The following is a 12,615-nucleotide window of genomic DNA, read 5'->3' as shown; positions in this document are numbered from 1 at the left end:
TTCCATATAGCACAAGGAGCAAAACCATGAATCCCTTCGACCGAACCGACGGCAGTTTCCTCGTCCTGGTCAACCAGTTGAATCAGCACAGCCTCTGGCCCGACTTCGCGCAGGTCCCGGCCGGCTGGACACAGGTATTCGGCCCGTCCGAGCTGGACGCGGCCAATAACTACGTCCAGGAACACTGGACTGATATCACACCGCGGGAATCCGCCCAGTGATCCGGTGGCTGCGCCGCCATTCAATCGACCTGGGTCCGCTGCGCAGCAGCAGAGCGTTCACCCTGATTTTTTGGGGGCGTCTGGTATCCATCGCGGGGATCGGCGTGCTGAGCACTGCGATTCCGTTACAGGTTTATGCCCTGACCGGTTCGTCCGTCCACGTCGCCCTGGTCGCAACCGTCATGGGCCTGGCCGGCTTCGCGGGGGCACTGTCCGGCGGCCTGATGGCGGACCGGTTGGACCGTCGCAAGATCATCCTGGCGGCCCGCGGTTCAGCCATAGCCGGCTTCGCGCTCCTGGCAGTTAATGCCTTTGCCGCTGAGCCGATGCTGGCCGCATTCCACGTGGCCGCGGCCGTGGATGGGCTGGCTGGAGGCATCAGCGCCACCGCACTGTCCGCCACGGTGCCACGCACGGTGGAACCGATCCAGCTCCCGGCCGCGAGTGCGCTCATGGCGATCAGCATGGATTTGGGCATGGTGCTCACCCCCGCCCTGGGCGGCCTGCTATACGCAGTGATCGGCCCGGGCTGGCTGTATCTCTGGGTCATCGCCGCGAGTCTGGCCAGCATGGCCCTGCTCTGGGGACTGCCTGAACTGCAGCCGGGCATCGACGAACAGGCAGCGGCTGATCCGCAGATCCGGCAGGCCGGAACACTCGGTGCCATTCGTCGCACCTGCGCGCAGGCATGGGCCGATACCCGTGAGGGCATGGCATATGTAGCGCGCGACCGGGTGGTTGGCCCGATCATGCTGCTGGGGTTCATCCAGCTGCTGTGCGCCTCGCCGTACGTGCTGATTCCGGAGTTCGCCGAGCGCCAGCTGGGGCTGGGACCTGAAGCCGCCGGCTTGCTGTATTCAGCACCGGCAGCCGGAGCCTTGCTCGCCTCGCTGAGCAGCGGCTGGACCGGACGGGTGCGGCCCGCAGGCCGAGTGCTGCTGGTGGTACTGTGCGCTTCCAGCCTGGGCGTGCTGGCCCTGGGCCTGACCAGTTCGCTGCCATTGGCCCTGGCAGCCATGGCCTTGACTGGCGTGGGGGATGTGCTGGCCGAGATATTCCGTTATGCGATTATCGTCGGGCGCACCCCGGACCGGTTGCTCGGCCGGGTCAGCGCCGTATGGAGCGCCCAAGGTACCGTGGGTGATACCTTGGGCGGGCCCTTACTCTCGTTGCTGGCCAAGGTGTTAGGACCAGGCGGAGCGATCGCTGCAGGCGGCGCGCTAGCCGCCGGCCTCAGCGCCGTGGTGGTATTGAGTGCTCGCGAATTGCGCGCACTCCGGATCGAGTCCGAAACGCCGGAAGAGATCATTGTCCCGGAAGCTGATCCCAGCTTCCGGGGCGCTGACGGCCCATAGGCCTGCTCCGGCGTCGTCCCTGACGTTCATGAACCGAGCAGTTGCCAGGTTTCTAACCGCTCGACCGGCAGGGGCGCGGTGCAGGCCAGTGAAGCCACATGCCCGTGGCCGACGTCCACTGGCTGCAGGTACACCGGGCCGGATTCCACGCCGGGCGTGTGTACCTGGGACCACCGAGCGGGCGGGCCCAGCGGGCCGGTGGAAACCTGGAAACTGGCCGGGTCAACAGCCAGCCCCACCCCCGCCGCCTTGAGCAGGGCCTCCTTAGCTGAGAACAAGGTCAAGCGCAGAGCGTCGGGGCGCACCGCGGCACCCGCTGCGGTGCGCTCGCCGGGAGAAAGTACCGCATCATCGAACCCGGGGAATACTCCCGGAGGGTGCAGCCCCGGCCCACGTTCCACATCGACGCCCAGCAGGACATCGGCAGGCGCCACGGCCGCCATAGCCAGCTCCCTGGTACGGGACAGCGATACGGCGCGCTGCGGGTGGCGCGGTTGGCCGTGGTCTGCGACGCCGCACTTCGGGCAGTGGCGGGTAAGTTGCAGTAAACGTGAAGCGCGGGGATCGACGTGCAGTTTCCGGGCCAGCAGCAGACGCAGCAACGCCCTGGACGCGAGCAGCGCCGCGGCATCGGCAGGGTCTTTGAAGGTGCCGGCCTTGGTCGCTTCGGGGCCTAGCAATTGCGCATAGCCCCCCAGCTCGGCGACCTTGACCCGGACCTCGTCGACCGTGGCGGTGAGATAGCTCAGATGTGCAGCGGGCTGCGGGGCGGGGCGGAGATGTTCTGCGGGTTCCACACCTCCAGCCTACGGCGGATTCTGCCGCATCGGGTACGGCTCACGCGACTGATTCTCTTTCCATGCCACTTCCAGCGCGCCGAATCCAACGCGCCAAATCGCGACCGCTTGGGCCGTGGGGCTTCGGTCGACAGGACCGGGTCAATAAAGATGAATAATTACGAACACACAGTAGAACGTTTTTGAGTAAGGTGAGCCTATGATAACGTTGGCCGAGGTGATCTGCTCAGTCACCGAAGTTTTCGCTAGACTCGACGACTCCGAAGGTACTCGCACATGAAATTCACTCCACGCGCCCGCTGGGCCGCTATGGCCTTGTCTCTGTCCTTGCTCGCCACTGGCTGTGCCGCCAGTTCCAATGCCAACGGCGAGAGCGGTACTTCCGCCACCGCGGCAGCGCAGAATGTTGACGGCACTGTCATCGTTGATACCGCGTTCGGAAAGGTCAGTATCCCGTCAGACCCGCAACAAGTGGTGGCGTTGGAAGGCGGTTCCGTGCCTGCCGTTGAGGCCGGCCTGACGCCGCTGGCCACCGCCGGCGACACCTTCGACGATTCCTTCGGCAACGCGGCAGATTTCGACGCCGTGGAAAAGCTTCCGTCTATTCTTACCCCGGATGGATGGGACTACGAGCATCTCGTTGAGTTGAAGCCCGACATGATGATCGGCTTCATCCGCGGCGGTGACGATGCTTCGGAGGAACTGAGCTCCGAGAAGAAAGCCGAATTCGAAAAGCTCAACGCCATCGCACCCACCGTGCTGATCCGCACCAACGGTTCTGCCGGTACCCGCGACGCCTCGGTGGCTATGGCCGAAATTCTGGGCAACGGCGAGCAGGCCCAAGTGCAAAAGAAGGCTTACGAGGACAAGATCGCCCAGATGAAGTCCGATTACGCCAAGCAGCTGTCGGAGAATGCTTTCGCGGCCGTGGACGCCTACGAGGAGGTCACTGTTTACTCCAAGATTTCCTGGATTGGCAAGGTCCTGGATGATCTGGGGGCGCCGGCCGTCGAGGCGGTCAAGAACGAAGAAGCCGAAAATGGCGTGTTTCTTTCCTTTGAGCAACTCTCCAAGATCGACGACGCCACGGTGATCTACTACCCGCAGTACACCGACGGTGCTTCCGACGCGCTTGACACCCTCGAAGGACAAGCTACCTGGACCTCGCTGTCAGCGCTCAAGGACAAGCACGCCTTCGGTCTGACCCATTTCTTCCCAGACAACTATGGCGCCGCCCTGCGTGTGGCCGAGCAGATCGAAGAATCACTCAAGAGCCTCTAGTCCCCAAGTCCAAAGGACCTATCCATGATTATCACGACCCATGATCCGGCTTCCGGCGAACTCATCGCACCGGACGAAGAAAATCCCAAGAACGCCACGTATACGCATCCGCTCGTGCCCCGGCTAGTGACCGTCGAATCGGTGGAGCCGCTGGGAGCACGCATGGTGCGCATCCGCGTAGTCGGCGAGGACCTGAAGTCGCTTCGCAGTGTCGCAGCCGAAGACCACGTCAAGGTATTCTTTGACCGCGATGAGCAAGGCCGTGCCGTGCTGCCCACGGTGGTGGGCGACCGGTGGATTGATGGACGCTCAATGACCAGCCGAGACTACACCATCCGGGATGCCGACCCGGCGGCTGGATGGATGGACCTGGATTTCGTACTGCATGAGCACGGAGTCGCCGGACGCTGGGCGGGCACCGCGCAACCCGGCGAGCAACTGGCCCTGCTCGGCCCGCGTGGCTCCTTCCGGGTGAAGGACGTCTTCGACTGGTATGTGCTGGCCGCGGACGAAACCGCCCTGCCGGCGTTGGCCCGATGGGTTTCAGGCCTGCGCGCCGAGGCGAAGGTTTTCGCCTTCATCGAGGTCAACGACGCGGCCGATGAGATCGTACTGGACAGCCGAGCACAATTGCAGGTCAGCTGGCTGCATCGCGGCTCGTCCCCGGCAGGAAGAACCGATTTGCTGGTGCAGGCCGTGAAAGCCCAGCAACTGCCCCAGGGGGAGGGCTTCATTTGGGTGGCCGGCGAGTCGATGTCCATTAAGCCGTTGCGTCGCTACCTGAAGAACGATCTGGGGCTGGACCGCGAGAACTGGGATGTCGACGGCTACTGGCGCCGGGGCCAGACAGACCACGACCACCATCACGACGAGGACTAGCATGAGCGCCGGTCTGCGCGACCTGGCGGTGGACCGGCCGGCCCGCAAAGGCTTGCCGGTCTTCGTCGCCTGCGCCGTGGCTTTGCTGCTTGCCGTCGCCGCTAGCCTGCTCTACGGTTCCCAGCCGGTACCGGCAGTCGATGTCCTGGCCTACCTGCGCGGTCAGCAGGGAAACCTCGTTGAAGCCAACGCCTCGGTTATGGCTCTGCGAGTGCCGCGCACCGTGCTCGGCCTGGTCTGCGGCATCTCACTGGGCGTGGCCGGAGCCTTGTGCCAGGCGCACACGCGTAACCCGCTGGCCGATCCGGGCCTGCTCGGCGTAAGCTCAGGAGCGGCCGCAGGGGTGGTTCTGGCCATCAGCGTGTTCCACCTTGTTTCGCCCGCGCAATACACCGTCTTCGGCCTGCTCGGGGGGCTAGTTGCCGGCTCGATGGTGCTCGGCCTGGCCGCGCGCATTCGGCTCGCCAACGCCGCCACCAGCCTGATTCTGGCCGGCAGCATCATCACCGGAGTGTTGAATGCCGTCTCCAGCGCCGTCGTGCTGTTGGATAAGGTCACCATGGACCGCTTCCGCTACTGGACCGTCGGTTCGTTGTCCGGACGCGACGCCTCCGTGCTCTGGGACGTGGGCCCGTGGCTGGCCCTTGGGCTGCTGCTCACCGTCCTGAATACTTCCTCGCTTGACGCGCTGGCGCTGGGCGACGATGTGGCTTCCAGCTTGGGGCGCAACGTCATCCGGGACCGGCTCGTAGGCCTGCTCGCCGTGGTAGTGCTTGCCTCAGCGGCGACCGCCTCGATGGGAGCCATTGCCTTTCTCGGTCTCGCGGCCCCGCACCTGGCCAAGCGGATTGCACCTGGCGGGCTACCTGGCGCGGTGTGGCTCTCCGGAGCCCTGGGCGGAGCTATCATGCTGCTGGCCGATACCGCAGGCCGGCTGGTGCTGCCCACCGGCGAGCTGAGCGTGGGCATCATGCTGGCTATTCTCGGCGCACCCCTGTTTATTCTGATCGCGCGCAGCCCGCGCATGAGGAGAGCCGTTGACAGTCTCTGAGTTCATCCGTCCGGCGGCTCCGGCGGTGCGCGCCACCGGTCTGCATTGGCGCTCCTTGCTGTGCTGGGGCGTGTTATCCGCCGCCGGGCTGCTGCTGCTGGTCAACGCACTGGGGCTGGGGTTAGACCTGCGCCTGTGGTGGCTCGTGATCAGTGGCCAAGCCGATTCGGGAACCATGTTCTTGGTGCGCGACCTGCGGGGTCCGCGTGCCCTAGCCGCGATCGTGGTGGGCGTTGGCTTCGGTATCTCCGGTGCGGTCACCCAGGCGGTACTGCGCAATGTGCTGGCCAGTCCCGATATTATTGGGGTGACCTCGGGCGCCAGCCTTGGTGCCGTCGCCTCCATCGTCGGCTCCAACGCCGTGCCCGCCATCCTCCTGCTGGGCCCATGGCGGCTGCCGCTGTCGGCGACACTGGGCGCCCTGCTGGCCGGGGCGGTCGTCCTGGCCGTTTCCTACCGCGGTGGCATCAGCTCCTTCCGGTTGGTGCTGGTGGGGCTGGGAGTGAACGCTGGACTGGGTGCCGGGGTCAGCTGGCTACTACTGCGTGCGGAGCTGCCGGACCTAAATAGCGCCATGGTCTGGCTTACCGGAAGCCTGTCGCTGGCCACCTGGGGCCTGCTCTCCCCGGTGGCGCTGGTGGTCCTCGTGGCAGGCGCCGCGCTAATCGGGCTGTGCGCTCGGTGGCTGGATGTTCTGGCACTGGGCGACGACGCGGCCGCGGCCCTGGGTTTGCCGGTGCGTGCCGCGAGCCTGCTGATGCTGGCCCTGTCGGTGCTACTTGCCGGCGCCACGGTGTCGGTCGCTGGTCCAGTGGGTTTCATCGCCTTCGTCGCCCCACAGCTGGCCCAGCGAATGTTCGGGACGACCCATCCCACGCCCGGAAGGGCGGCGCTGACCGGTGTGGTGCTGATGCTGCTGGCGGATTTGATCGGACAGAACCTGTTTCCGGTGCTGCTGCCGGTCGGTCTGGTCACCTCCATTGCCGGCGCGCCGTTCTTGGTGTGGATCCTGGGGGTGCTTTCGCGTAAGGGGGCGCGTTGACCCCTCATCAAAGCGCCACACGAAGCCCATGCCTCATTTACTTCTGCTCGCGAAAACTCTGGCGTTCCAACGAGCAAAGGGTTCTGCTGAAGTGATGAAATAAGGACTCTGAATGAACACTCGACATCAAATCATCAAATGCTTCGCCAAAGCCACGAAACGCGAAAAGGGAATTCTTCTGGACTATCTCCGCGCGCCCACCGGCTGATCCAGAGCCAACACCAGACACCGTCTGAGCGCAGAACACCAACGGATCACCGGCTAGATACCTACACCGTCCCGCGGCGCAGGGCCAGCGAGTATCAACTGGCGTCCTTCAGGATCCTGGAACGCATCTGGCCGCTCTGCGGGGATCCTTGCGGCAAATACCTCGCCGCAACAATCTCCGAGGACATCAAATGCCGTGAACGCTTCGATGAATTCGGAAAACTCTCCGTGCTACTCACCGACGAGGTGAAAGCGGAACTGCAGTGCATGTCAGCTGCCACGATGAATCGCCATCCGAAGCAGTTTCTCGATGCTAGATAGCCATTGTCTCTTTCCGCGACTAAGGCCGGCTCAATGCTCCGCTCGGAAATTAAAGTCCGCTGCTCAGGTACTCCAATGGAGCAAGAACCCGGATTCTTTGAAGTCGATACTGTCGCACTGCGAGCATAACCTCTAAGGCGAATATCTGTACTCCGTCACGCTCACCGACGTATTCGCTGGCTGGACGGTGATTATTGCGGTGAAGAACCGCGCCTACTGCAATGTGATGGCCGGCATCCAGAGCCTTGTAGCTGGTTTGCCGTGTCCGGTGACAGGGTTCGACTTCGATAACAGCGGCGGATTTATCAATGTGCCATTCATTGAATGAGCCGAAACGAACCACCTCGCGCTGACGCGGGCCAGACCGTATAAGCACAACGATAATGTGCATGTGGAGCAATGAAATAGTGGTTGGGTGCGCAAGCACGCTTTCAGGTTCCGGTATGAAACGCGGGAAGAAATGGCGTTACTCAATGAGCCTTGGGTGTTGGTTGACCAGCGGAAGAACCATTTGTTGCCCATGGTGAACGCCAGCGGGTATGGCACCGCGAGGTCAGGGCGCAGAAAGCGGACGCATAATGCTCCGCGTACCGCTTATCAACGGATTATCGAGCTGAAGGCTATGGATGAAAGGCATACGGCAGAGCTCGCAGCGCGCGAGTATTCTTTAAATCCGGCGCTCACCAGGCGGATCGCGGAGATTCAGGGGCAGCTAATTGCCCGCTCTAAGTTCCGTAGCAATGGAACTAGTAGTGAGTTTGGCGAGCAATTTAGTTGAGGCACGGGGTTAATTTTCGTAAGCATATTGACATGAGGCAAGGCGGGTCCCCATCATGAGCTGATTGGCGGCAAGGCCCCGTTGCGATGGAACCAATTGTGATGAATTCACTAGTCAGCGGAAAACTAGCGGCTTGCCTCAAGGTCAGGCGGCCTTATATTTCCAATCGCTCAGGCCATCTACACGGGCCAGCAGCGTAATATGGTCGACTGCTCATGCTGCTACTGGCATCTTCCAAGGCTTCAAATGCTTGATAGCTCGTAATCCTCAATCGGGCGCTTCATAAATGTTTGGCAGCGCTTCTGCACTCTTAGAGGTGCGAGCAGAGATAGACGCATTCTCTTGCGCCCCATAAAGGGGAACGCTGATCGAGTCGATCAGCGTTTGGATGTCCTGCACCTTTCCCTTCCAGTACCTTTCGACCTTTGGACGTGCAGCACTGGTTTCTGTTCCTGGGCCGTTGATCAACTCCACGTAATGGTCTCGACGACTGCACAAAGCGTTTTGCAGTTCCGTGGCCTGTTCGTCAGACAGGTGAATACTGAGTAGTGATCCGTTCACTTTTTCACGCTCCTAAGCTCTCGGGCCGGTGCTCAGCCCTAAAGCTGGGCACCGGCCCGTTCGACCCACTGCCGCTACCGAGTATGGTGGCCCTATGGGTGGGGATCTGTTCTTTTCTGGGAATCTGAAGGTCAGCACCTGAGTGCGATAGCCGAACTGCCGGTGGTACCAGCTAGGTATCATGTTCCTGCTACTCGACCGGTCTGAAGCCGAACCTAGTCCGCAACGCTTCGCCGTACTATGAACTGGTCGAGCCGATCACTGAGCTGTGCTAAGAAGTCCCTATCGTCCTCAGCGAGCAGTTCTTCCAGGTAAACGAGCAACGTTTCCATGGCACTGTTCCATCAGCTCTACCTGGTAATGGACTTCGTGGACTTTCCGCGCAGAATCTTGATCTTCCGCGGCTTGGCTGACTCGGCCAGACCAATGTCCAAACTCAGTACCCCGTCGGCGTAGTTCGCGCTGATGTTCTCCGTGTCCAGGTGCTCTCCAAGGATGAATTCCCGGCTGAAATGACCCCACACTCGTTCATTGCCCAAGACGTTGCGACGTCCTTCAGGCTTAGGACGTTGAGCTCTGATGGTCATGACGTTGCGTTCAATGGCCACGTCGATGGATTCCGGGTCAATTCCTGGGAGATCGATTTCCGCGTGGAATCCTTGTTCGTCGCGCCACGCATCCATGGGCATGGCATTGACGCGTTCGGGGCTGAGCTGGGTGTTGAAAGTCCGCTGGACCAGTCGGTCGAAATCGCGCAGGACATCATTTTGCATCATCATTGTTCTTCCTTTCCTCGGCAATGTTGCTGATGGTGCACTTGGAGCCAGATCCAAAATCTATCTCCAATGATGTAGATTTTATATCACATGAATATCAGATGGCGCAAGAAGAAAGATCAATTTTTTGGAAATTTCTAAAGCTCATGCCCTACCAGGTGAAGATAACTATTCGATCTCCTATGCGGCGGGTACGGTCGGGTTGAGTGTGCAGTCGTTGAGGCTCTATGAGTCACGGGGGTTGGTGGTTCCTCGGCGCACCAACGGAGGTACTCGAAAGTACTCGCGGGTGGATTTGGCGCGTATTGGAAGGATAGTTGAGCTGCTTGGTGAGGGGTTGAATTTGGCTGGAATAGAGAGAGTGCTGATCTTGGAAGAGGAGAACCGCCTTTTGCGCGCAAGGCTCTCGAAACGGTAGGGGCGTACCTGTCAGACGGGTTTGTCCCAGCGCAGGTATTCACGGCAATATTGCCTGTGCGCAAGTTGTATTTCGTGCTGACGCAATTGCGCACAGTTTATTCACGCTGCGTGCATACTATAGTCGCCTGGCGGCTCGTTCGCGCTTCGCGTGATCCACGCTTGGCGTGTTTTACCTTGCAGGAGAGCGTGGTTTGCGCCAGTATCGGGTCCAACAGCGAGCTCTCTACAGTCCCCGGGCTACCGCTACGCCAACCGCAATCCACGAGCGTTATGTGGCAGGACGCAGTGCGTCATAGCGAAGCGCGCCGCCCGCGAAGGCTGGACAAAACGGAATGCTTGCCACATCACGTGCGCACACCACAAGCTCTTCAATCAGGGCTAACTCGTACCCCTTCAGAAGAGCCGCACGTTCAAACGCAGGATGCTGCACTTCTGGACTGATGACTTGTTTATCCATTGAAACCCGGAGGGCTTAGCCCCTGATCTTGACCGAGCCACCAAACATATCTTTCACGGGCCAACCGTGCACCAAGGAAAAACCCGCCTAGCCGATGTCTCCATCTCTAAATATGAGTAGAGGGTACCCCCAGTGAATGGGGCACCCTCTGGATATAGCTTTTGAGAATCTAAGGCTGAGTTGCTCGAATCGCGTCAGTAATGGACGCACCAGGATGCTGACGGCGATATTCCTTCAGTTCCCGAGGATCAACCTTCTTCGTGATCTCCACGGAGGCATCATACTTCTCTCCGAAAAAGGCCCAGAGCATCACGCCACACGCCGCGAAAATCAAAGCAACAAAGATGTTGCTGAAGGCAAAATACGCCACCGCAGCAAGTGCAACGCACAGCAGGGTCAGAACAGGCCTAATATAATTCTTCATGGAACTCACTCCTTAAGTACACGCAGTTTTAATGGCAGCAATACCCAACAGCTCAGCTCCTAGAGCGGCTGCAGCTCCACCTAAAGCTTGAAGTTTCTCATAGGAGAAGCTAGCTCCCCTCTCGGTCAGGCTGTATGTGAGTCATCCAAGACCCACCACTGACAGAAGGAAACACCATGAGCACCATCGGCGTCACTCGCGAAGAAATCAGGGAATACGTCCACCAGTACAACCTCCAGCCCCACGGCACTCGCACCGTCTGGCTCACACAACAGCCCTTCTCCAAAGCCACGTTCTACCGATGGAACCCCTTGTGTTCGAAGGCGACCTCGACCGCAACCTAGTTCCACGAGATCATGGAAGGATGAACACCACCCCGAGCCAACGTTCAGCCCTAGAATCAGCACGAGCCAAAGAACAAGCAGAACAGCAAGCTGAACTCGCTGCACTGCGTGAACGTGTCCGCCAGCTCGAAGGAACCAATGAGGCCCTGGGAAAAGCTATCGGGCTCTTGCACACGCTGAACGAGCAAGGGCCCGCCGCATCGAAGACGAACGAACAGAAGAATTCCTCGCCGCGGAAAACGAACTCGTCCGAACCTTAAAGAACCTGACGGGTTCGCAACGCCAGGCCTTGAAAATTTCCGGGATCTCCCGTTCAACCTGGCACTACCGAATCAGCCCACGACCGAAAACACCGAATCCTGTTCATCAAGCCGACCGCGCTTATTCAACTAGGATCAGCCCGGCTGATCGTGAACGCATCAAAGAGCGAATCCTTGCCGGCTGGGCTCGAGACAACTCTGTGGACCATTCCTTCGCCACGGCCTGGGATGAAGGCCTCATGCTCGGTTCCCGACGCGCGTGGTGGCGTATTGCCGCGCAGCTAGAAGAGCAGATGTTGCGGCCACAGGTACCAACCCGGAAACAAAACCGCAGGACGAGAGGGGAAAAACCTGTTTTGAAGGCCACCGGACCGGGACAGATCTGGAGCTGGGACATTACTGATCTGTATTCGCCATATAAGAACTGCGTGTTCAAGGCCTATTCGATCATGGATATTTTCTCCCGGCAGATCGTAGGTTACCGGGTGGAGGAGCGCGAAGCGGACCATATGGCCGTGGAGATGTTCGAGCAGGCCTTCAAGGACTATGATGTGCCGCAAGTGGTACACGCTGACTCGGGGCCTGCAATGAAGTCCAACGCGCTGAAAAACGCGTTAGAGGCCCGACATGTGCGGCTGAGCCATAACAGGCCCAATGTGTCTAATGACAATCCGTTCAGCGAATCGGGATTCCGTACGATGAAGTATCGCCCGGGATATCCAAAAGTCTTCGTCTCGGTTGAGGACGCTCGGGCTTACCTGAATGGGTATGTCCCTTGGTACAACTGTGAGACTTGTTCTAGCTGGTCTGGGACTGGCTGGCAGGATGGGTACCAGCCACTCCGTCTGATAGATGTGACTCATGGTACAACTGACCCGAAGGTGTCATCTTATGGACTTGTCCGTTTATCGAGTGTGGAGCGGCCGGTACCTGTCCGGCCCACCTCGGTAGCCTGATTAGAAGATTGTCCGCCCTTGCGGGGGCGTGACTCGTCACAGTTCTGTTCCGTAGTGATCCTACCCGGACTGGTACCGGCCGTTCACGGCTACCAACCAAGTCCAGCTCAGGAAAGTACAGTAACCGCATTGTCTATCGTCGCTTATAGCCACCCATTTGTCGTGGGTGTCGACACTCACGTACGCAACCACGTCTATGCCATTGTGAACGCCTCAAATGGAGCATTACTCGAAACCCGACAATTTCCCACCACAGGGTCAGGCATCAACAGGGCCATCAAATGGGTGGCTCGCCGCACCGAAGGCAATGCTGATAGCCTCTGGGTAATCGAGGGCGCAGCATCTTACGGCGCCATTCTGGCCGGCACCGTGGCCACCCACGGTTTCTCTGTCGCTGAAGCACCACGTATGGATGCGAAAAAGAATCGAGGCGTCGGCAAATCAGACGCTTTGGACTGAACCGTCCCGGAAATCATGCCGCCGTG

17 protein-coding genes and 1 pseudogene are annotated in these 12,615 nt (G+C 60.1%); 13 read left to right on the top strand and 5 right to left on the bottom strand.

Translation table 11 applies throughout. The features are described from left to right. The first annotated feature begins 26 nt into the window (after positions 1-26). Positions 27-221, top strand: a complete 195-nt coding sequence (locus ACT3UA_RS14415; protein ID WP_096254737.1) for an MbtH family protein — start codon at positions 27-29, stop codon at positions 219-221. Continuing rightward, positions 218-1,576 (top strand): enterobactin transporter EntS, encoded by a 1,359-nt coding sequence (entS, locus tag ACT3UA_RS14410; protein ID WP_176484248.1) that lies wholly within the window; start codon positions 218-220, stop codon positions 1,574-1,576. The genes ACT3UA_RS14415 and entS overlap by 4 nt, the downstream gene beginning before the upstream one ends. A gap of 26 nt (positions 1,577-1,602) precedes the next feature. Here entS and ACT3UA_RS14405 read toward each other — a convergent pair whose 3' ends face one another. Continuing rightward, positions 1,603-2,373 carry a 4'-phosphopantetheinyl transferase family protein gene (locus ACT3UA_RS14405; RefSeq protein WP_096287955.1) on the bottom strand — a complete coding sequence of 257 codons (771 nt, stop codon included), beginning with the start codon at positions 2,371-2,373 and terminating at the stop codon, positions 1,603-1,605. Between the two features lie 276 nt (positions 2,374-2,649). Between ACT3UA_RS14405 and ACT3UA_RS14400 the strand changes: the two genes are divergently transcribed. The 6 genes from ACT3UA_RS14400 to ACT3UA_RS14375 all read left to right on the top strand — a co-directional run bounded on the left by ACT3UA_RS14400 (position 2,650) and on the right by ACT3UA_RS14375 (position 7,932). Beyond that, positions 2,650-3,654 (top strand): ABC transporter substrate-binding protein, encoded by a 1,005-nt coding sequence (locus ACT3UA_RS14400; protein WP_096287957.1) that lies wholly within the window; start codon positions 2,650-2,652, stop codon positions 3,652-3,654. A gap of 24 nt (positions 3,655-3,678) precedes the next feature. Continuing rightward, positions 3,679-4,533: a siderophore-interacting protein gene (locus ACT3UA_RS14395; protein ID WP_096287959.1), complete on the top strand. Its 855-nt coding sequence runs from the start codon at positions 3,679-3,681 to the stop codon at positions 4,531-4,533. A gap of 1 nt (position 4,534) precedes the next feature. Next, positions 4,535-5,584, top strand: coding sequence for a FecCD family ABC transporter permease (locus tag ACT3UA_RS14390; RefSeq protein ID WP_096254732.1), 1,050 nt, complete (start codon positions 4,535-4,537; stop codon positions 5,582-5,584). Further along, entirely contained in the window at positions 5,571-6,626 is a 1,056-nt protein-coding gene (locus tag ACT3UA_RS14385) for a FecCD family ABC transporter permease (protein WP_096287961.1), read from the top strand. Before ACT3UA_RS14390 ends, ACT3UA_RS14385 begins: the two co-directional genes overlap by 14 nt. 138 nt (positions 6,627-6,764) lie before the next feature. Then, positions 6,765-7,154: a hypothetical protein gene (locus ACT3UA_RS14380; protein ID WP_255248502.1), complete on the top strand. Its 390-nt coding sequence runs from the start codon at positions 6,765-6,767 to the stop codon at positions 7,152-7,154. Positions 7,155-7,569: 415 nt separating this feature from the next. Beyond that, positions 7,570-7,932: an integrase catalytic region gene (locus tag ACT3UA_RS14375; protein ID WP_255248503.1), complete on the top strand. Its 363-nt coding sequence runs from the start codon at positions 7,570-7,572 to the stop codon at positions 7,930-7,932. Positions 7,933-8,199: 267 nt separating this feature from the next. On the opposite strand, the gene ACT3UA_RS14370 is transcribed toward ACT3UA_RS14375, so the two are convergent. Further along, positions 8,200-8,493 carry a hypothetical protein gene (locus ACT3UA_RS14370; RefSeq protein ID WP_096287963.1) on the bottom strand — a complete coding sequence of 98 codons (294 nt, stop codon included), beginning with the start codon at positions 8,491-8,493 and terminating at the stop codon, positions 8,200-8,202. A 350-nt stretch (positions 8,494-8,843) separates the two neighbouring features. Next, complete coding sequence (locus tag ACT3UA_RS14365) at positions 8,844-9,272, bottom strand: Hsp20/alpha crystallin family protein (protein WP_096254729.1); 429 nt, start codon at positions 9,270-9,272, stop codon at positions 8,844-8,846. 124 nt (positions 9,273-9,396) lie between these two features. Here ACT3UA_RS14365 and ACT3UA_RS14360 point away from each other — a divergent pair, with 124 nt between their 5' ends. Further along, on the top strand, positions 9,397-9,687 hold the full coding sequence (locus ACT3UA_RS14360) for a MerR family transcriptional regulator (protein WP_255248504.1): 291 nt from the start codon (positions 9,397-9,399) through the stop codon (positions 9,685-9,687). 270 nt (positions 9,688-9,957) lie between these two features. On the opposite strand, the gene ACT3UA_RS14355 is transcribed toward ACT3UA_RS14360, so the two are convergent. Together ACT3UA_RS14355 and ACT3UA_RS14350 are read right to left on the bottom strand one after the other, a co-directional pair. Then, positions 9,958-10,146: a hypothetical protein gene (locus ACT3UA_RS14355; RefSeq protein ID WP_141393581.1), complete on the bottom strand. Its 189-nt coding sequence runs from the start codon at positions 10,144-10,146 to the stop codon at positions 9,958-9,960. A 169-nt stretch (positions 10,147-10,315) separates the two neighbouring features. Beyond that, on the bottom strand, positions 10,316-10,570 hold the full coding sequence (locus ACT3UA_RS14350) for a hypothetical protein (RefSeq protein ID WP_096254727.1): 255 nt from the start codon (positions 10,568-10,570) through the stop codon (positions 10,316-10,318). Between the two features lie 176 nt (positions 10,571-10,746). Here ACT3UA_RS14350 and ACT3UA_RS14345 point away from each other — a divergent pair, with 176 nt between their 5' ends. The 4 genes and pseudogenes from ACT3UA_RS14345 to ACT3UA_RS14330 all read left to right on the top strand — a co-directional run. Continuing rightward, positions 10,747-10,914 (top strand): hypothetical protein, encoded by a 168-nt coding sequence (locus tag ACT3UA_RS14345; RefSeq protein WP_217990410.1) that lies wholly within the window; start codon positions 10,747-10,749, stop codon positions 10,912-10,914. A gap of 20 nt (positions 10,915-10,934) precedes the next feature. Then, on the top strand, positions 10,935-11,174 hold the full coding sequence (locus ACT3UA_RS14340) for a hypothetical protein (RefSeq protein WP_217990411.1): 240 nt from the start codon (positions 10,935-10,937) through the stop codon (positions 11,172-11,174). A gap of 29 nt (positions 11,175-11,203) precedes the next feature. Beyond that, entirely contained in the window at positions 11,204-12,130 is a 927-nt protein-coding gene (locus tag ACT3UA_RS14335) for a DDE-type integrase/transposase/recombinase (protein WP_141393582.1), read from the top strand. 69 nt (positions 12,131-12,199) lie between these two features. Further along, positions 12,200-12,586 (top strand): annotated as a pseudogene (locus ACT3UA_RS14330) (IS110 family transposase); the annotation flags it as partial. Positions 12,587-12,615 lie beyond the last annotated feature (29 nt).

This window comes from Glutamicibacter sp. 363 (assembly GCF_052379505.1).
Lineage (GTDB): Bacteria > Actinomycetota > Actinomycetes > Actinomycetales > Micrococcaceae > Glutamicibacter.
This window is presented reverse-complemented; position numbering and strand designations above follow the sequence as displayed.

What these genes read in the sequence shown, in the direction of transcription:
- ACT3UA_RS14340 (WP_217990411.1), top strand. Translation starts at nt 10,935, where the DNA reads ATGAACACCACCCCGAGCCAACGTTCAGCCCTAGAATCAGCACGAGCC.
- ACT3UA_RS14365 (WP_096254729.1), bottom strand. Translation starts at nt 9,272, where the DNA reads ATGATGATGCAAAATGATGTCCTGCGCGATTTCGACCGACTGGTCCAG.
- ACT3UA_RS14395 (WP_096287959.1), top strand. Translation starts at nt 3,679, where the DNA reads ATGATTATCACGACCCATGATCCGGCTTCCGGCGAACTCATCGCACCG.
- ACT3UA_RS14345 (WP_217990410.1), top strand. Translation starts at nt 10,747, where the DNA reads ATGAGCACCATCGGCGTCACTCGCGAAGAAATCAGGGAATACGTCCAC.
- ACT3UA_RS14400 (WP_096287957.1), top strand. Translation starts at nt 2,650, where the DNA reads ATGAAATTCACTCCACGCGCCCGCTGGGCCGCTATGGCCTTGTCTCTG.
- ACT3UA_RS14415 (WP_096254737.1), top strand. Translation starts at nt 27, where the DNA reads ATGAATCCCTTCGACCGAACCGACGGCAGTTTCCTCGTCCTGGTCAAC.
- ACT3UA_RS14380 (WP_255248502.1), top strand. Translation starts at nt 6,765, where the DNA reads ATGCTTCGCCAAAGCCACGAAACGCGAAAAGGGAATTCTTCTGGACTA.
- ACT3UA_RS14390 (WP_096254732.1), top strand. Translation starts at nt 4,535, where the DNA reads ATGAGCGCCGGTCTGCGCGACCTGGCGGTGGACCGGCCGGCCCGCAAA.
- ACT3UA_RS14350 (WP_096254727.1), bottom strand. Translation starts at nt 10,570, where the DNA reads ATGAAGAATTATATTAGGCCTGTTCTGACCCTGCTGTGCGTTGCACTT.
- ACT3UA_RS14355 (WP_141393581.1), bottom strand. Translation starts at nt 10,146, where the DNA reads ATGGATAAACAAGTCATCAGTCCAGAAGTGCAGCATCCTGCGTTTGAA.